This is a genomic window from Rhizobium sp. MHM7A, assembly GCF_005862215.1.
GTDB lineage: Bacteria > Pseudomonadota > Alphaproteobacteria > Rhizobiales > Rhizobiaceae > Rhizobium > Rhizobium bangladeshense.
This window is the reverse complement of sequence record NZ_VCHT01000009.1, coordinates 85,177-100,953: the sequence shown is the minus strand read 5'-3', so window position 1 is coordinate 100,953 and position 15,777 is coordinate 85,177. Positions and strand designations below refer to the sequence as shown.

The following is a 15,777-nucleotide window of genomic DNA, read 5'->3' as shown; positions in this document are numbered from 1 at the left end:
AAGGGCCAAATGTCGTGACCGGACAAATTTTTGTCGCCATGGTCGCGGAAGGCCGCGATCTCAGGCAAATCTGCTTTTGCATTTGTCCGGGAAAACGGCTATCGCGACATGCTGTTGAAGGGGTTCTTATGCGGCGGACAGGACTGAAAGCGACGCTCGACCTGCGCATGCTCTGCGCTTTGAGCCTGCTTTTGCTCGGATTTGCCCATCAGGTGCCGCAGGCTGCCGCTTCCGATGGTTATGATGCTGCGGCCTATATGCTGCCAGACGGCACCTTTGCCTCGCTCTGCGTCACCGTAAAGGAGGCCGACGGCAAGACCGTCGTTTTCAAGCCGAATTGCGAAGCCTGCCGGCTGTCCGCCTCGGTGATCCTGCCGACGCCGGATGAAGGTTCATGGTTGGAGCGCAAGCTCGCCTCGCTGACCAATTCACCGATCGAAACAGCCGCCATTGCCGGGGCAGACACCGTCAGCCGCCCGAATTCCCGCGCGCCTCCGAACTCCGTCTGATCTTCCTCCGCTATTCCAATGCAACATGCCGGTCCGCCTGCCAGACGTGCCGCGGCCGGCGAGGAGATATAAGATGAAACCGATCAACACGCAGACTATCAGGATTTTCGGGCTCGCCGCCCTTCTTTCCGTCACCGCGTCCGGCGCCGAGGCGCATGTGAGCTTCCTTGACAAGCAGGCGGCGCAGGAAAGCACCATTCTCGCGACGCTGCAGGTGCCGCATGGCTGCGACGGCAGGGCGACAACGGAGGTGCGGGTCAAGCTTCCGGAAGGCTTCGCTTTCGCCAAGCCGCAGCCGAAAGCGGGCTGGGAACTCGAAGTGCTCAAGGGCGATTACCAGAAGACCTACGACAATCACGGCGACAAGGTGAAGGCCGGCGCGGTCGAGATACGCTGGAAGAACGGCAATCTCTCCGACGATTTCTACGATACCTTCGTCATCCAGGGTAAGGTTTCTGGCGTCGAGGCGGGGACCTCGCTTGCCTTTCCGGTGACGCAGATGTGCGGCGACGCGGTCGAGGCTTGGGATCAGGTGGCTAGGGAAGGTGGCGATGCGCATAACCTTAAAAGTCCGGCGCCTCTCCTGAAGATTGTTGCTGGGGAAGGTCACGGGCATGACCACGACGACATGGCCGGGATGGACATGACCGGTAATACCGGCATGGAGATGTCAGCTACATCGGCTGCGCCGCCTAGCGAAACCGCCAAGGCCGGCGACCTTGAGATCTCCGGCGCCTTCGCCAAGGCGATGCTGCCGGGCCAGCCGGTCGGCGGCGGGTTTTTCACTGTGAAAAACAACGGCAAGATGGATGATCGACTGCTATCGGTAGTGTCGCCGGCGGCAGGCGAGGTTCAGATCCATGAGATGGTGACCAAGGACAATGTCATGCGCATGCGCCAATTGAAGGACGGCATCGCCATTGCGGCGGGCGAAACAGTGAAGCTGGAGCCCGGCAATTTGCATCTCATGTTCCAGAAGGTAAAGACGCCGTTCAAGCAGGGCGACACAGTACCGGTGACGCTGACCTTCGAAAAGGCCGGTAAGGTCGACCTGGTGCTGCAGGTACTTTCGGCACAAGGCAAGTGAGCACGGGCGGGTTGACGCAGAGAAGCCCGCGGGGAGGGTTTTTCGCCGGAATGGCGATTGCCTCAGACGTCCTCGTAGGATTGCAGTGCCTGCTTGAGACCTGCCTGGGGCTGGCGGTTGCCCTTTTCCATCAGGTCGAGTGCCACTTCCGTCGACTGGATAATGCTGGCGGGATCGTCGATCCCCTCAGTGCCTTCGGCCTTCAATTGCCGGTCGGCGAGACGTCGCGCTTCGCGCGCGGCGGTGCTCGTGGCAACGCGCTGCGGTATTCTCAGCGATTCCAAGGCAATGGCGGCGGTGCTTGCCGAAATGGACAGGAGCTGGGTCATGCCGGTACAGTATCGACAGGATCTTGGCACGGGCATAAGAAAACCGCTGGCATTTTACTGAATTGAAAGAATTTATTCCGTCACGATCGCTCAAACTGGGATATCCCGCCCATGATCCAGGCTCTCCTCGTCGCCGTCGGTGGCGCCATCGGTTCCCTCCTCAGATATTTTGTCGGCCAATGGGCGCTGAGGCTTATGGGGCCGGCATTCCCCTGGGGCACTCTCGCCGTCAATGTCGTCGGCTGTTTCGTCATCGGCGTCTTGGCTGAACTGATCGCGCGGAAGTTCAATGCCTCGCTGGAACTGCGCCTGCTGCTGATCACCGGCTTTCTCGGCGGCTTCACCACCTTCTCGGCCTTTTCGCTCGACGCCATCTCGCTCTTCGAGCGCGGCGAGGCTGTTGCCGGCGGCATCTACATGGCAGCCAGCGTCGGCCTTTCGATGATGGCAGTGTTCGCGGGCCTCGCCATCATGCGTGCCTTGGTCTGATTCCGGTTTCCGTTTTGCATGAAAATGCTCTAAGGCTGCGGCAAGAACGCCGGCTTGGCCCGCGCTGCAATTTCCGAAAGACTAATCATGGCTGGCATAGAACATATCAAAGTTGAACCTGATGAGGCGGGCATGCGGCTCGATCGCTGGTTCAAGGTGCATTTTCCGGGGCTCGGATTCGGGCCGCTGCAGAAGCTGCTGCGCTCCGGCCAGATCCGCGTTGACGGCGGGCGCGTGAAATCGGATGCACGCGTGCAGCCCGGCCAGACGGTGCGCGTGCCGCCGCTCGATGTCGACGCCAAGCTGAAAGCCGGGCCGATCGCCGGCAAGGATCTGAAGCACTCCACGGATTTCGACCTCTTGTCACGCATGGTGCTGCACGAAGACGAAAAGGTGATCGTCCTCAACAAGCCGGCAGGCCTTGCGGTACAGGGCGGCTCCGGCGTCGCCAGACATATCGACCAAATGCTCGAGGCCTGGACCAGCCCGAAGGGTGAGAAGCCACGGCTCGTCCACCGCCTTGACCGCGACACGTCAGGCGTACTCGTCATCGCTCGCACCCGGGGTGCCGCACAGAAGCTGACGGCCGCCTTCCGGGAGCGCGATACGAAGAAGACCTATTGGTCTCTCGTGAAAGGCGTGCCGCGCAAGCGTGAGGACAAGATCTCGACCTGGCTCGTCAAGGAGCCTACGGCTGACGGCGACCGCATGCGCATTGCCAAGCATGGCGAAGACGGCGCCGATCATGCAGTGTCCTACTACCGCATCGTCGAGACGGCGGCGCAACGTCTCGCCTGGCTGGAGATGGAGCCCTATACTGGGCGCACGCACCAGCTTCGTGTCCATGCCCTGCACATCGGCCATCCGATCATCGGCGATCCCAAATATTTCGACGATGATCCAAACTGGGATTTTCCGGGCGGTATCCAGAAGCGGCTGCACCTGCATGCCCGCCATATCGACATCCCTCATCCCTCGGGTGGACGGTTGCGCGTGACCGCGCCCTTGCCGCCGCATATGGTGCAGACCTGGAACCTGCTCGGTTTCGACGAAAATACGGCTCCCATCCTGGACGATGAAGCATGAAGCTGGCTCTCTTCGATTGCGACGGCACGCTGGTCGACAGTGCCGGGCTGATCCACGAAACGATGCGACGCACCTTCGAGAAGTTCGGCAAGGCGGAGCCTCGGTTTGAGCACACCAAAGCCATTATCGGCCTGTCGCTGGATATCGCCATCGCCCGCATCCAAGGCAGGCCGCATGTCGAGCAGGAGGATATCGACATGACAGCGCATTACAAATCGCTGTTTACGATCGTGCGCAGGGACCTTGAATACAAAGAGCCGCTGTTTGCCGGCATTCGCGAGATGATCGACGCGATCAGCGGCCGCGAGGATCTGCTGATCGGCGCGGTGACGGGTAAATCCCGGCGCGGGCTGAACCTCGTGATGGAAACGCACGGCTTCGACAAGCATTTTGTCGTTGCGCGCACCGCCGACGATTGCCCCTCCAAACCGCATCCGGCCATGGTGACGGAATGCTGCGACGAAACCGGAACGAATGCCGCCGACACCATTGTCATTGGCGATGCGGTTTACGATATGCAAATGGCAAAGGCTGCCGGCGCAAAAGCGATCGGTGTTGCCTGGGGCTATGCCAGCGTGGATGAGTTGATCGCCAGCGGCGCCGATGCGATCGCCTATCATCCGAACGAGATCTTGCGCCATTTTTCCTGAGGTGACGCCATGCGCGATCTTCTAAACGATCTTTCCGAAGGCCTGAGCCACCCCGATCCCATCCGCCGCGCGCAGATCCAGATGAAGAAGCCGCTGCCGAAGCGTTTCTATGTCGATGTCGCGATTGCCGAGCACGAGGGCGGTTTTGCAATCACGCTCGACGGCAAGCTGGTGCGCACGCCGGCACGGCTGGTTCTCGCAGTCCCGACAGAGGCGCTTGCCCGGCTCGTCGCTGCTGAGTGGAACGCGCAGGCCGAGGTCATCGACCCTGTCACCATGCCGGTGACAAGGCTCGTCAATACCGCAATCGACGGCATTGCCACCAATACGCAGGCGATCTTCGAGGACATACTGCGTTTTTCCTCGAGCGATCTGATCTGTTACCGCGCCGAAGGTCCGGAGCGGCTGGTCGAGCGCCAGGCCGAGCGGTGGGATCCTGTTATCGACTGGGCCGCCAGCGATCTTCGCGCCCGCTTCATCCTCGTCGAAGGTATCATGCATCACGAACAGCCACGCGAGGCGACCGCCGCCTTTGCGGTCACGCTCGCGCGGCATCAGAACCCGATGGCGCTAGCGGCCCTTCACACGATCACGACGCTGACCGGCTCGGCGATCCTGGCGCTTGCCTTGGCCGAGGGCCGGCTGACCATGGAGGAGGTATGGTCGCTTGCCCATCTCGACGAAGACTGGACGATCGAGCATTGGGGGCGCGATGAGGAGGCCGATGAGCGGCGGGCTAAGCGCTTCGTCGAGTTCAAAGCTGCAGCCGATGTTTTTTTCGCCCTAAGCGCCTGAAACATATTGCCTTCCCAGGCATTATGACGAAATCTGCGACTCCAATGGGGAGTGCGGGATTTGCAATGATTTGGCTGAGGTCGTGTTTCTGCCGGGCCGCACTCATCTGTATTGCGCTTACGGCCTGCGTCAGCCTCTCGGCCAATAAGCCGGAGGCCCCGCTTTACGATGTTCGAAGCGCCGTCGTTCTCTCAGGCCCGAACATGCCGGCCGAACTGCTTTCGGGGATCAATGACCGTGTCAATGCCGCGATCAACGCCACCGTGCGAGACACCGTTCTGCCGCGGGTGGTGCTGACGATCCGCGTGGTTTCCATCCAGAAAGGCCTCGGTTTTCAGAAGGACCGCAACGTCGCCAAGATCAGCGTCGACGCGGCTTCGGTCGAGGATGGCTCGGTCATCGCCGTCAGCGCCTTCGACGTGACCAGCATGGCCGCCGATCCGAAGCTCGCCGACGAAATTATCGCCGAGGATGTGGCTGCACGGATACGCTCAGTATTCTCGCTCAGCGGACGCAGCCGCTGAGGTATGTCGAACAAGGAGCGGCGAGGGGAGATCACATGAAGGAAATTCTCGAAGAACTGGAACGCCGCCGCGGCGTTGCCCGTCTCGGCGGCGGCAAGGAGCGCATCGATGCTCAGCACAAACGCGGCAAGCTGACGGCGCGCGAACGCATCGACCTCTTCCTCGATGAGGGCTCCTTCGAGGAGTTCGATATGTTCGTCGAACATCGCTCGACCGATTTCGGCATGGACAAGAGCCGTATCGCCGGCGATGGTGTGGTCACCGGCTGGGGTACGGTCAATGGCCGTACGGTCTTCGTCTTCGCCAAGGACTTCACCGTCTTCGGCGGTTCGCTTTCGGAAGCGCATGCCGAGAAGATCATGAAGGTGCAGGACATGGCGCTGAAGAACCGCGCGCCGATCGTCGGCATCTACGATGCAGGCGGGGCCCGCATCCAGGAGGGCGTGGCGGCACTTGGCGGTTATGCCGAGGTCTTCCAGCGCAATGTGCTCGCCTCTGGCGTCATTCCACAGATCTCGGTCATCATGGGCCCCTGCGCCGGCGGCGACGTCTACTCACCTGCCATGACCGATTTCATCTTCATGGTGCGCGACACTTCCTACATGTTCGTCACCGGTCCCGACGTGGTGAAGACGGTGACCAACGAGACTGTGACAGCTGAGGAGCTTGGCGGCGCCACGGTGCACACGACACGCTCATCGATTGCCGACGGCGCGTATGACAATGATGTCGATACACTCCTGCAGGTGCGCCGGCTGATTGATTTCCTACCGCAATCGAACACATCGCCGCTGCCTGAGATCGAATGTTACCAGTCGGTGACCGACATTGATAATTCGCTGGATACACTGGTGCCGGCGAGCGCCAATAAGCCATATGATATCAAGGAATTGATCCGTAAGGTCGCGGACGAGGGAGACTTCTTCGAAATCCAGGAGAGCTTCGCCAAAAACATCGTCTGCGGCTTCGGTCGCGTCGAAGGCTCCACCGTCGGTTTTGTCGCTAACCAACCGATGGTGCTGGCCGGCGTGCTCGATAGCGACGCCTCACGCAAGGCGGCGCGCTTCGTGCGTTTCTGCGACTGCTTCAACATTCCGATCGTCACCTTCGTCGACGTGCCGGGCTTTCTGCCGGGCACGGCGCAGGAATATGGCGGCCTGATCAAGCATGGCGCCAAGCTGCTCTTCGCCTATGCGGAGGCGACCGTGCCGAAGCTCACCGTCATCACCCGCAAGGCCTTTGGCGGCGCCTACGACGTGATGGCGTCAAAACATCTGCGGGGCGACTTGAATTATGCCTGGCCGACGGCGCAGATCGCGGTGATGGGCGCCAAGGGCGCGGTCGAGATCATCTTCCGCAAGGATATCGCCGATCCGGAGAAGATTGCTGCCCACACGAAAATGTACGAGGGCAGGTTCCTCTCGCCCTTCGTCGCTGCAGAACGCGGTTATGTCGACGAGGTGATCATGCCGCATTCGACCCGGCGGCGGCTGGCGCGCGGCCTGAAGATGCTGCGCAACAAGGATCTCGCCAATCCCTGGAAGAAACACGACAACATTCCGCTTTGAGATTGGCCGATGAATAAAACCGTCCGGTCAAGTGTTTACCTCCTGTCGAAAATGTGAACGGCCGTCAGTGATCCGTGTGTTCAATCCGCGCCGGGGACAAGCTAACGCTCGGCTCTTATTCTTTTAAAGGAGGGATTTAATGTCAACTTTCGAGCGTCTTTCTGCCTATCGCCCCTATGGGCTGGCCGCTCTCAGAATCATGACCGCGCTACTGTTCATCGAGCACGGTACGATGAAGCTTTTCGGTTTCCCGGCTTCGCAGATGTCAGGCCCGCTGCCGCCATTGATGCTTTTCGCCGCTCTTCTGGAGCTTATCGGCGGTCTCCTGATTCTGGTCGGCCTGCTGACGCGTCCGGTTGCCTTCCTGCTGGCCGGCCAAATGGCGGTCGCTTATTTCATGGCGCATGCTCCGAACAGCTTCTTCCCGGCTGTCAATCAGGGCGACGCCGCAATCCTGTTCTGCTTCGTGTTCCTCTACCTGTTCTTCTCCGGTCCCGGCGCTTTGGCGGTCGATAACCGCAAGACGGCTTGAAACTGACATTGATTGCGGGGCGCTTCGGCGCCCCGCAGCATTTCCGGGGTCAGGCGGTGAGTTTGAGGCCGGTGATGCCGGCGACGATCAGCGTGATGCAGGCAAGACGGGAGACACTTGTTTGGTCACCGAGCAGCCAGATTCCCAATATCACGGTGCCGACCGTGCCGATGCCGGTCCAGACCGCATAGGCGGTGCCGATCGGCAGGTGCTTCACCGCCAGACCGAGCAACACGATGCTGACGACCATCGATATGACGGTCAGCGCTGTCGGCAGCGGCCGCGTGAAACCATCTGTGAATTTAAGGCCGATCGCCCAGCCACATTCGAAAAGACCGGCGAGAAAAAGCAGAAACCAGGCCATGCGACTCTCCTTGTCAAGAGCGAGGCCGTCCCCGCGACGGTTGCATCCTGGGGATGCCGCAGTCGTCTGCGATAGTGCCTATATCATGGAGAGAACGGCTGTCTTCAAGATACGAATCGCGTTGGCCACCATTCCACCCGTTTCTTGCGCTCTTCCGGAAGGGATCATGGCTGTCCGCCGGAAAGATTCTTGGCACGGCGGCAGAGGCGATCGAAGGTTTCAAGGAAACGCGAGCGGTCTTTCGGGCTGAAGGCGGCGTTGTAACCCTTGCTCTCGCCGGTTTCACGCAGATGCGCGCCGAGATCGCGCATGGCGCTCGCCATGCCGATATTGGTTTCGTCGAGGACACGTCCCGTGGGGCCGCTGACGAAGGCGCCGGTCGCGACGCAGCGCACAGCAAGCGGCACGTCGGCAGTAACGACGACGTCACCTGCGCCCACGCGTTCGGCGATCCAGTTGTCGGCGGCATCGAAGGCGTTGGAGACGATGACGTTGTGGACCATCGGATCGCGGGACGGGCGCAGCCCGGAATTGGCGACGAAGGTGACTTCGAGACCGTGGCGTTCGGCCACCTTCAGGATTTCCGGTTTCACCGGGCAGGCATCGGCGTCGACATAGATCATTGCGAAATCCTCATGCAGGCTGACTAGCCGGCTGTCTGATCATATCGATATGGGGAATGCCGTCTTCCAGATATTCCTGCGATGTCCCGACAAAGCCGAAGGATTCGTAAAAGCGGCGCAGATGGGCCTGCGCCGACAAGACAATGGGATTTGCCGGATAAAGCCGCTCGCAGGCGGTGATCGCTTCGCGCATCAATGCATCGCCCAGCCGCTTGCCGCGATGGGCAGGCGAGACGACGACGCGGCCGATCTTCGACGGATCCTGCGACTCGTACGGTTTCAGGATTCGCGCCGCGCCCAGGAGTTCGGCGCCCTCCAGCAGCCGCAGATGCAGAGCATCGATATCCTTGCCATCGAGTTCCGGATACGGGCAGTTCTGTTCGACGACAAAGACATCGACGCGCATCCTCATGAGATCGTAAAGATCTCGTGCGGAGAGTTCATCGAGCGTCCTGAGATCGACCCCGTAGTTGGCTGCAGCCATCAATAGACCACCACGCCGCGGATGCTTTCACCCTTGTGCATCAGCTCGAAGCCCTTGTTGATGTCTTCGAGCGGCATGGTGTGGGTGATCATCGGATCGATCTGGATCTTGCCCTGCATGTACCAGTCGACGATCTTCGGCACGTCGGTGCGGCCGCGGGCGCCGCCGAAGGCCGTGCCCATCCAGTTGCGGCCGGTCACCAGCTGGAACGGCCGCGTCGAGATTTCCTGGCCGGCGCCGGCAACGCCGATGATGACCGACTTGCCCCAGCCGCGATGGCAGGCCTCCAGCGCCTGGCGCATGACCTTGGTGTTGCCGGTGCAGTCGAAGGTGTAGTCGGCGCCGCCGATCAGGTCACCATTGCGCTTGGTCATGTTGACCAGATAGGGAACGATGTCGTCGCCGACCTCCTTCGGATTGACGAAATTCGTCATGCCGAACTTCTCGCCCCAGGCCTTGCGGTCCGGGTTGATATCGACGCCGACGATCATGTCGGCGCCGGCAAGGCGCAGGCCCTGGAGGACGTTCAAACCGATGCCGCCGAGCCCGAAGACGATGGCCGTCGATCCGACCTCGACCTTGGCGGTGTTGATGACGGCGCCGATGCCGGTGGTGACGCCGCAGCCGATGTAGCAGACCTTGTCGAAGGGCGCGTCGGGATTGATCTTGGCGAGCGCGATCTCCGGCAGCACCGTGTAATTGGCAAAGGTCGAGCAGCCCATATAGTGATGGATCTTGTCCTTGCCGATCGAGAAGCGCGAGGTGCCGTCCGGCATGACGCCCTGACCCTGGGTGGCGCGGATCGCGGTGCACAGATTGGTCTTGCGCGACGTGCAGGAATAACATTCGCGGCATTCCGGCGTATAGAGCGGAATGACGTGGTCGCCCTTCTTGACCGAGGTCACACCCGGGCCGACATCGACGACGATGCCGGCGCCCTCATGGCCGAGGATGGCCGGAAACAGGCCCTCCGGATCGGCGCCCGACAGGGTGAAATCGTCGGTGTGGCAGATGCCGGTCGCCTTGACCTCCACCAGCACTTCGCCGGCCTTCGGGCCGTCGAGCTGCACGGTCATCACTTCAAGCGGTTTTCCGGCCTGAACGGCTACGGCGGCGCGAACGTCCATCGTCCTATCTCCTGCTGATTTGTCGGTGCCCAACTGTCTTTATCGGCCAAGCTTGACATGGCCGGGGAGCCGGGCTCAAGCGAATTCCATGATGACGGCGTCGACTGCCAGGCTTTCACCGGCGGCGGCATTGATCTTGGAGACAATGAGATCGCGATCAGCGCGCAGAACGTTTTCCATCTTCATCGCCTCGACGATCGCAAGCGTTTCACCGGCCTTGACCTCCTGGCCCTCGGCGACCGCGATGGACACGACGAGGCCGGGCATCGGGCAGAGCAGGAGCTTGGAGGTATCCGGCGGCGGCTTGACGGGCATCAGCCTGTCGAGTTCCGCATGCCGCGGCGAAAAGACCTTGACGGTGACGGACAGTCCCTGCCAGTCGATACGCAGGCCGTTGAGTACAGGACGGATCTGCGCGGCTATATCCTGGCCGCCGACCTTGCCGCTCCACACCGGATCACCCGGTCTCCAATCGGTGACAACGCTCCGGCTTACGCCCTCGATCTCCATGTCCATATCGAAAGGAATGGTGACGAGGCCATCGAGCAATCTGACAGCGACGTAGCTCCCGCCTGTTTTGACCACCCAATCCTCCCGCAGCGCGCCCGAGGCAGCGCGCAGGCGATCGGCGAAACGTTCGCGGCGGTTCGCTTCAATAAGCGAGGCAGACAGCGCTATGGCGGCAAGCGTGCCTTCCTCCTGCCGGTCCGGCTTTATCGGCGCGAAGCCGTCAGGATATTCCTCGGCAATGAAGCCGGTGGAAAGCCGGCCCTCGCGCCAGCGTGGATGTTTCATCAGCGCCGACAGGAAGGGAACATTGTGCTCGATGCCGTCGACGATGAAGCCGTCCAGTGCACGTCCCATGGCCTCGATCGCTTCGCTGCGCGTCGGCGCCCAGGTGCAGAGCTTGGCGATCATCGGGTCGTAATACATCGAGATCTCGGCACCTTCGAAGACGCCGGTATCGTTGCGGACGACAGTGTTGCCGGTCCTGCCTTCCGCGGGCGGGCGGTAGCGCGTCAGGCGACCGATTGAAGGCAGGAAGTTGCGGTAAGGATCCTCGGCATAAAGCCGGCTCTCGATCGCCCAACCTTCGAGCCTGACATCCTCCTGGCCGAATCCGAGCGGCTCTCCCGCCGCGATCCGGATCATCTGCTCGACGAGATCAATGCCGGTGATGAGTTCGGTCACGGGATGCTCGACCTGCAGACGGGTGTTCATTTCGAGGAAATAGAAATTGCGGTCTCGGTCGACGATGAACTCGACGGTGCCGGCGCTCTGGTAGTCGACGGCCTTCGCCAGCGCCACAGACTGTTCGCCCATAGCCTTGCGGGTCTTTTTGTCGAGGAAAGGCGAGGGCGCCTCTTCCGCCACCTTCTGGTTCCTGCGCTGGATCGAGCATTCGCGTTCACCGAGATAGACGACATTGCCATGCGCGTCGGCCAGCACTTGGATTTCGATATGGCGCGGCTCAACGACGAATTTTTCGATGAAGACGCGGTCGTCCCCGAAGGAGCTCTTCGCCTCCGAACGGGCGCGCTCGAAGCCGTCGCGTACCTCGACCTCGTTCCAGGCAATGCGCATGCCCTTGCCGCCGCCGCCGGCGGACGCCTTGATCATGACCGGATAGCCGATCTCGCCAGCGATCGCTTCGGCATGCGCGGCGTCCTCGATGACGCCGAGGTGGCCGGGCACCGTGGAGACGCCGGCCGCATTGGCGAATTTCTTCGATTCGATCTTGTCGCCCATCGCCATGATGGCTTTCGGCTTCGGGCCGATGAAGACGATGCCCTGCTTTTCCAACTCGGCACAGAAGGATGCGCGTTCGGAAAGAAAACCGTAACCGGGATGCACTGCCTCGGCGCCGGTCGCCTTGCAGGCGGCGATGATCCTCTCGGCGACCAGATAGCTTTCCGACGCTGCGGCAGGGCCGATATGCACCGCCTCATCGGCCATTTCGACATGCAGCGCATCCCGATCCGCATCCGAATAGACCGCAACGGTGGAAATGCCCATGCGGCGCGCGGTCTTGATCACGCGGCAGGCAATCTCGCCGCGATTCGCGATCAGGATTTTTTTGAACATCGAGACTCCACCCAGAAATGCGTCCCGGAGTTTTACGCATAAAACACCGGAACGCACAATCGGGCTTGATATCTCAGGCGACGGCGGCTTTCGCGACGGGTTCGTCGTCGACGACGCGCAGCCAGCGGCTGCGCCGCGGTTCGGGACGATCGCGCAGCGTGACGGCGGCCATGATCCCAGCCCAGTGCGGATGGTTGGCGCCCGGCAGGGTTGCCTGCTCGATCTGGTGGAGGACGCCATATTCGGCCGGCGACAGGGCGATGACGCCGCCTGCGGCGATGCTTCTCAAAATGCGCATCGTAAAATCGACGTCCTGGCGTGTGATGTTCTTGCGGTCGACGGCGCGCGACAGTTGGTAGCCGCCGACGCCGTCGGTGATTGCCAGGCGAAGCTGGTCGAGCGCAAGCGCTCTCAGCTCATCTGGAACATTCGCTGAAATCTCCATGACGTGGAGAATGAGCTCGAGTTCCAGCGCCGAATTGACAACACCGTCGGTCGTGAACATGCGCATGATCCAGGCAACGTTGATTTCATCAAGCGAGCCCTGCGGATAAGTGTAGTGGACGATGAAGCCGGCGATCTGCTCCACGAAGAAAGCGTTCCACTCGGCACATTTTTCGGGACAGGAATTGTTGAGCGCCAACATTGCAACGACATCCTGGGATGTCCGGATCCCCTCCGGAAAGGCATGTTTGCGCAGCAGCACGATATCTTCGGCCGTCAGCCGATGCTTGCCGGCCACGACACAGGCCGGAAAAGCGAAACGGAATTCGCTCATGTTTTAACTCCAGGCTTCATCATGAAGCCGGAGACAGGTTTAGCGACCGCGAATTGACGATCCCTCAACAAGGGGAGTTAACTCCCAGTTCCGGAAATCACGACGATTTTAGCGATCTTGCCTGCAGCCGCTCGCGCCAGATGATGAAGAGGCCCGATGCGACGATAATGAAGATGCCGATCCACTTGGAAAAGGTGGGAAAGTCGTTGAAGAGCGCGTAGCCGAGCACCGTAGCCGAGATGATCTCGAAATACTGGAACGGCGCAAGCAGCGACAGAGGTGCAAGCCGGAAGGCCCGAACCACCAGCATATGCGCGTACCCGGAGATGGAGCCGAGCGCGAGAAGCAGAGCAAGGCCGAGCCCGGAGGAGGGCAGGGAAATGGTGAAATCCTCATTGCCGGCGCTGCTGCCGACGAGAAGTGCGGCCGCCATGAAAATCGTTCCGCCGATGCCGGCCATCGTCTGCATGGTGAGCGGCGAATCAGCTTCGCCGATTGCGCGATTGAGGAAAAGGTAGAGCGAGAAGAGAAAGGCGCAGGCCACCGGCAGCAACGCCTTCAGGCCAAAAATCTCGTAACTCGGCTGGATGACGATCATCGCGCCGCCGAAACCGACGACGATCGCCATCCAACGCCGCCAGCCGACCTTTTCTCCGAGAAACAAGGCCGATAGGGCGGTCAGCATGAAAGGCTCGACGAAATAAATGGCGAAGACGTCGGCAAGCGGCATATATTTGACGGCGACGAAGAAAAGCAGGCTTGCCGCGCCATGCAGAACGCCGCGCAGCAGGTTCAACCACGGTCGTCTCGCCGAAAACGCCTTCAGCCCAAAAAGAGCGAAAAGAATCGGCAAGGTGCAGGCGATCTGGAAGAAGAAACGATAGAAGGTCACCTGACCCGGTGACATCGCCTCGAAGGTCGCCATATATTTGGCGATGGCATCCATGGTCGGCAGGATGAACATGGCGCCGGACATGATGGCCATGCCCTGCAGGGAGTTTTGATGGGGCTCTGACATGGCTGCCGATTCTTGTGGGAACGGCGCCATCAATCACAGGAAAGCCCGGCAAATCAAGCCCGTTAAACCCCGCGAGCGGTCACACTTCGTTCGCCGTTTCGCCAAAAACCGCCTCGAATGCGGCGCGCAGCCTCACATCAACATCGGCCATCATGACAGGAAGGCCCAGATCGACGAGACTGGTGACGCCATGGGCCGAAATCCCGCATGGCACGATGCCGCTGAAATGATCGAGATCCGGATCGACATTGAGCGACAGGCCGTGGAAGGTCACCCATTTGCGCAACCGGATGCCAAGGGCTGCGATCTTATCTTCGGCCATCGTTCCGTCGGCCAGCAACGGCTTTTCCGGACGGCGCACCCAGACACCGACGCGTTCCTCGCGCCGCTCGCCGCGCACGTTCATCATGTCGAGCGTGCGGATGACGACCTCCTCCAGGGCGGCGACGAAGGCGCGTACGTCCTGGCGCCTACGCTTCAGGTCGAGCATGACATAAGCGACGCGCTGGCCAGGTCCGTGATAGGTATATTCACCGCCGCGTCCCGTCGCAAAGACCGGAAAGCGATCCGGCTGGACGAGGTCGCTCGCATTGGCGCTGGTGCCGGCGGTGTAGAGCGGCGGATGCTCGACCAGCCAGACAAGCTCGTCGCCGCCTTCTGCGATCGCCGCCACCTCGCGCTCCATCGTCGCCACCGCTTCCTCATAGGCAACGAGCCCCTCGGCGATGCGCCAGCGCACCGGCCGGGTGCCGAGTTTCGGGAGCATGGAAAATTCGAGATCGGTGCGTAGCATGGCCATTCCTTGCCGCTTGCCCCGAATGCCTGACGAAATAGGGGCGGCAGGAGACCTATATGGACCCGTTTTCCGGCCAATTCAAATGCCGTGACAGGTTTTCAAAAAAACTGTCATATCGCCCTTGTGCACCCCAAATGCTTTTGCTACATGCTGCCCCGCCGACGCAAATCGGCACCTACCACGATGCGGTCGTGGCGGAATTGGTAGACGCGCAGCGTTGAGGTCGCTGTGGGGCAACCCGTGGAAGTTCGAGTCTTCTCGACCGCACCAAATTATTAAAAAACCCTCGTGACCATCTGGTTTCACGAGGTTTTTTTATGTCTTCCTTTTCCCAGATGTATACGAGAGTTCTGCGGCGCAGGAAATCAGCGCGTCCCCGGCCGAAGCACCGGGACAGCTGAATAGAAAAAGGGCCTGTTACGGCCCTTTCCTCCCGATCACGTATTGCGGCGGATCAATGCGTTGCGCGGCAGGCTTCTGTGCGGGAGGCGCCGCTGTCGGCACCTTTTGTATGGGAGCCGCTAGGGCCGACCATGCTGTGGCACGGAGGCAGGGGCCTGATGCTCGCGGTCGCGGTCTTGTCGACTGCCGGTTTCGTCATGGCAACCGGGGCGAAGCCGTCGCTGTCATTGGTGTAATCGCTGGAATAGGCCGGAGCCTTGTGGTCGTTGCTGTAATGTACGTGGGCAGGCTGCGCCATCTTAGTGGGCGCAAAGCCATCGCTGTCGTTGGTATAGTCATCGGTATATGTCGGCTGAGCGAAGGCAGCGCCTGCAAGGCTGACGGCAAACAGGGATGCGGCGAGGGCAAATTGAATGCGCATGGTTCTTCTCCTCGATCTGTTGTTGCATTCAACAACATAAACCATCCCCGGCGGATAAGATTTCGCGCGTCAAATGAGGCATTTTTGCGCACGAAAACCGGCTGGTGCAA

At 60.7% G+C, this 15,777-nt stretch carries 19 protein-coding genes and 1 tRNA gene; 10 read left to right on the top strand and 10 right to left on the bottom strand.

Annotated features, from left to right (window positions below; translation table 11 throughout):
• Positions 1 to 128: 128 nt before the first annotated feature.
• Together FFR93_RS25765 and FFR93_RS25760 are read left to right on the top strand one after the other, a co-directional pair.
• Positions 129 to 509 carry a hypothetical protein gene (locus FFR93_RS25765; RefSeq protein ID WP_138395245.1) on the top strand — a complete coding sequence of 127 codons (381 nt, stop codon included), beginning with the start codon at positions 129 to 131 and terminating at the stop codon, positions 507 to 509.
• Between the two features lie 73 nt (positions 510 to 582).
• The gene (locus tag FFR93_RS25760) at positions 583 to 1,596 is read left to right on the top strand and encodes a DUF1775 domain-containing protein (RefSeq protein ID WP_138395244.1); all 1,014 of its coding nucleotides are present in this window, start codon (positions 583 to 585) and stop codon (positions 1,594 to 1,596) included.
• Between the two features lie 62 nt (positions 1,597 to 1,658).
• Here FFR93_RS25760 and FFR93_RS25755 read toward each other — a convergent pair whose 3' ends face one another.
• Positions 1,659 to 1,925: a hypothetical protein gene (locus tag FFR93_RS25755; RefSeq protein WP_064705060.1), complete on the bottom strand. Its 267-nt coding sequence runs from the start codon at positions 1,923 to 1,925 to the stop codon at positions 1,659 to 1,661.
• Between the two features lie 111 nt (positions 1,926 to 2,036).
• Here FFR93_RS25755 and crcB point away from each other — a divergent pair, with 111 nt between their 5' ends.
• The 7 genes from crcB to FFR93_RS25720 all read left to right on the top strand — a co-directional run bounded on the left by crcB (position 2,037) and on the right by FFR93_RS25720 (position 7,569).
• The gene (gene crcB, locus FFR93_RS25750; protein WP_138395243.1) at positions 2,037 to 2,414 is read left to right on the top strand and encodes a fluoride efflux transporter CrcB; all 378 of its coding nucleotides are present in this window, start codon (positions 2,037 to 2,039) and stop codon (positions 2,412 to 2,414) included.
• Positions 2,415 to 2,501: 87 nt separating this feature from the next.
• Positions 2,502 to 3,500, top strand: a complete 999-nt coding sequence (locus FFR93_RS25745; protein WP_138395242.1) for an RluA family pseudouridine synthase — start codon at positions 2,502 to 2,504, stop codon at positions 3,498 to 3,500.
• The gene (locus FFR93_RS25740; RefSeq protein ID WP_138395241.1) at positions 3,497 to 4,150 is read left to right on the top strand and encodes an HAD-IA family hydrolase; all 654 of its coding nucleotides are present in this window, start codon (positions 3,497 to 3,499) and stop codon (positions 4,148 to 4,150) included. The genes FFR93_RS25745 and FFR93_RS25740 overlap by 4 nt, the downstream gene beginning before the upstream one ends.
• Before the next feature lie 9 nt (positions 4,151 to 4,159).
• Positions 4,160 to 4,945, top strand: coding sequence for an ATP12 family chaperone protein (locus FFR93_RS25735; protein ID WP_138395240.1), 786 nt, complete (start codon positions 4,160 to 4,162; stop codon positions 4,943 to 4,945).
• Positions 4,946 to 5,010: 65 nt separating this feature from the next.
• Positions 5,011 to 5,469 (top strand): hypothetical protein, encoded by a 459-nt coding sequence (locus FFR93_RS25730; RefSeq protein ID WP_064705055.1) that lies wholly within the window; start codon positions 5,011 to 5,013, stop codon positions 5,467 to 5,469.
• A gap of 35 nt (positions 5,470 to 5,504) precedes the next feature.
• Positions 5,505 to 7,037 carry an acyl-CoA carboxylase subunit beta gene (locus FFR93_RS25725; protein WP_138395239.1) on the top strand — a complete coding sequence of 511 codons (1,533 nt, stop codon included), beginning with the start codon at positions 5,505 to 5,507 and terminating at the stop codon, positions 7,035 to 7,037.
• Positions 7,038 to 7,176: 139 nt separating this feature from the next.
• The gene (locus FFR93_RS25720) at positions 7,177 to 7,569 is read left to right on the top strand and encodes a DoxX family protein (RefSeq protein WP_064705053.1); all 393 of its coding nucleotides are present in this window, start codon (positions 7,177 to 7,179) and stop codon (positions 7,567 to 7,569) included.
• 49 nt (positions 7,570 to 7,618) lie between these two features.
• Here the strand turns inward: FFR93_RS25720 and sugE are convergent, their stop codons facing one another.
• From sugE to lipB, 8 genes are all read right to left on the bottom strand, one after another.
• Entirely contained in the window at positions 7,619 to 7,933 is a 315-nt protein-coding gene (sugE, locus tag FFR93_RS25715; protein ID WP_138395238.1) for a quaternary ammonium compound efflux SMR transporter SugE, read from the bottom strand.
• Positions 7,934 to 8,097: 164 nt separating this feature from the next.
• Positions 8,098 to 8,556: a YaiI/YqxD family protein gene (locus FFR93_RS25710; RefSeq protein WP_138395237.1), complete on the bottom strand. Its 459-nt coding sequence runs from the start codon at positions 8,554 to 8,556 to the stop codon at positions 8,098 to 8,100.
• A 10-nt stretch (positions 8,557 to 8,566) separates the two neighbouring features.
• On the bottom strand, positions 8,567 to 9,040 hold the full coding sequence (locus FFR93_RS25705; protein WP_138395236.1) for a GNAT family N-acetyltransferase: 474 nt from the start codon (positions 9,038 to 9,040) through the stop codon (positions 8,567 to 8,569).
• Positions 9,040 to 10,167, bottom strand: coding sequence for an S-(hydroxymethyl)glutathione dehydrogenase/class III alcohol dehydrogenase (locus FFR93_RS25700; protein WP_138395235.1), 1,128 nt, complete (start codon positions 10,165 to 10,167; stop codon positions 9,040 to 9,042). The genes FFR93_RS25705 and FFR93_RS25700 overlap by 1 nt, the downstream gene beginning before the upstream one ends.
• A 75-nt stretch (positions 10,168 to 10,242) precedes the next feature.
• Entirely contained in the window at positions 10,243 to 12,252 is a 2,010-nt protein-coding gene (locus tag FFR93_RS25695; RefSeq protein ID WP_138395234.1) for an acetyl/propionyl/methylcrotonyl-CoA carboxylase subunit alpha, read from the bottom strand.
• A gap of 73 nt (positions 12,253 to 12,325) precedes the next feature.
• Positions 12,326 to 13,030 carry a hypothetical protein gene (locus FFR93_RS25690; protein ID WP_138395233.1) on the bottom strand — a complete coding sequence of 235 codons (705 nt, stop codon included), beginning with the start codon at positions 13,028 to 13,030 and terminating at the stop codon, positions 12,326 to 12,328.
• Positions 13,031 to 13,127: 97 nt separating this feature from the next.
• Positions 13,128 to 14,078, bottom strand: coding sequence for a DMT family transporter (locus FFR93_RS25685; protein ID WP_171049258.1), 951 nt, complete (start codon positions 14,076 to 14,078; stop codon positions 13,128 to 13,130).
• A gap of 49 nt (positions 14,079 to 14,127) precedes the next feature.
• A complete protein-coding gene (lipB, locus tag FFR93_RS25680) occupies positions 14,128 to 14,847 on the bottom strand; it encodes a lipoyl(octanoyl) transferase LipB (protein WP_138395231.1) in 720 nt (239 codons plus the stop codon).
• 182 nt (positions 14,848 to 15,029) lie between these two features.
• Between lipB and FFR93_RS25675 the strand changes: the two genes are divergently transcribed.
• Positions 15,030 to 15,114 (top strand) — tRNA-Leu (locus tag FFR93_RS25675).
• A gap of 184 nt (positions 15,115 to 15,298) precedes the next feature.
• On the opposite strand, the gene FFR93_RS25670 is transcribed toward FFR93_RS25675, so the two are convergent.
• Positions 15,299 to 15,667 carry a hypothetical protein gene (locus tag FFR93_RS25670; RefSeq protein WP_138395230.1) on the bottom strand — a complete coding sequence of 123 codons (369 nt, stop codon included), beginning with the start codon at positions 15,665 to 15,667 and terminating at the stop codon, positions 15,299 to 15,301.
• Positions 15,668 to 15,777 lie beyond the last annotated feature (110 nt).

Excerpts from the sequence above, each read along its gene's own strand:
- FFR93_RS25685 (WP_171049258.1), bottom strand. The coding sequence starts at position 14,078 with ATGGCGCCGTTCCCACAAGAATCGGCAGCCATGTCAGAGCCCCATCAA.
- FFR93_RS25690 (WP_138395233.1), bottom strand. The coding sequence starts at position 13,030 with ATGAGCGAATTCCGTTTCGCTTTTCCGGCCTGTGTCGTGGCCGGCAAG.
- lipB (WP_138395231.1), bottom strand. The coding sequence starts at position 14,847 with ATGGCCATGCTACGCACCGATCTCGAATTTTCCATGCTCCCGAAACTC.
- FFR93_RS25705 (WP_138395236.1), bottom strand. The coding sequence starts at position 9,040 with ATGGCTGCAGCCAACTACGGGGTCGATCTCAGGACGCTCGATGAACTC.
- crcB (WP_138395243.1), top strand. The coding sequence starts at position 2,037 with ATGATCCAGGCTCTCCTCGTCGCCGTCGGTGGCGCCATCGGTTCCCTC.
- FFR93_RS25720 (WP_064705053.1), top strand. The coding sequence starts at position 7,177 with ATGTCAACTTTCGAGCGTCTTTCTGCCTATCGCCCCTATGGGCTGGCC.
- FFR93_RS25740 (WP_138395241.1), top strand. The coding sequence starts at position 3,497 with ATGAAGCTGGCTCTCTTCGATTGCGACGGCACGCTGGTCGACAGTGCC.
- FFR93_RS25700 (WP_138395235.1), bottom strand. The coding sequence starts at position 10,167 with ATGGACGTTCGCGCCGCCGTAGCCGTTCAGGCCGGAAAACCGCTTGAA.
- FFR93_RS25670 (WP_138395230.1), bottom strand. The coding sequence starts at position 15,667 with ATGCGCATTCAATTTGCCCTCGCCGCATCCCTGTTTGCCGTCAGCCTT.
- FFR93_RS25745 (WP_138395242.1), top strand. The coding sequence starts at position 2,502 with ATGGCTGGCATAGAACATATCAAAGTTGAACCTGATGAGGCGGGCATG.
- FFR93_RS25730 (WP_064705055.1), top strand. The coding sequence starts at position 5,011 with ATGATTTGGCTGAGGTCGTGTTTCTGCCGGGCCGCACTCATCTGTATT.
- FFR93_RS25695 (WP_138395234.1), bottom strand. The coding sequence starts at position 12,252 with ATGTTCAAAAAAATCCTGATCGCGAATCGCGGCGAGATTGCCTGCCGC.
- FFR93_RS25765 (WP_138395245.1), top strand. The coding sequence starts at position 129 with ATGCGGCGGACAGGACTGAAAGCGACGCTCGACCTGCGCATGCTCTGC.
- FFR93_RS25710 (WP_138395237.1), bottom strand. The coding sequence starts at position 8,556 with ATGATCTATGTCGACGCCGATGCCTGCCCGGTGAAACCGGAAATCCTG.
- FFR93_RS25755 (WP_064705060.1), bottom strand. The coding sequence starts at position 1,925 with ATGACCCAGCTCCTGTCCATTTCGGCAAGCACCGCCGCCATTGCCTTG.
- FFR93_RS25735 (WP_138395240.1), top strand. The coding sequence starts at position 4,160 with ATGCGCGATCTTCTAAACGATCTTTCCGAAGGCCTGAGCCACCCCGAT.
- sugE (WP_138395238.1), bottom strand. The coding sequence starts at position 7,933 with ATGGCCTGGTTTCTGCTTTTTCTCGCCGGTCTTTTCGAATGTGGCTGG.
- FFR93_RS25760 (WP_138395244.1), top strand. The coding sequence starts at position 583 with ATGAAACCGATCAACACGCAGACTATCAGGATTTTCGGGCTCGCCGCC.
- FFR93_RS25725 (WP_138395239.1), top strand. The coding sequence starts at position 5,505 with ATGAAGGAAATTCTCGAAGAACTGGAACGCCGCCGCGGCGTTGCCCGT.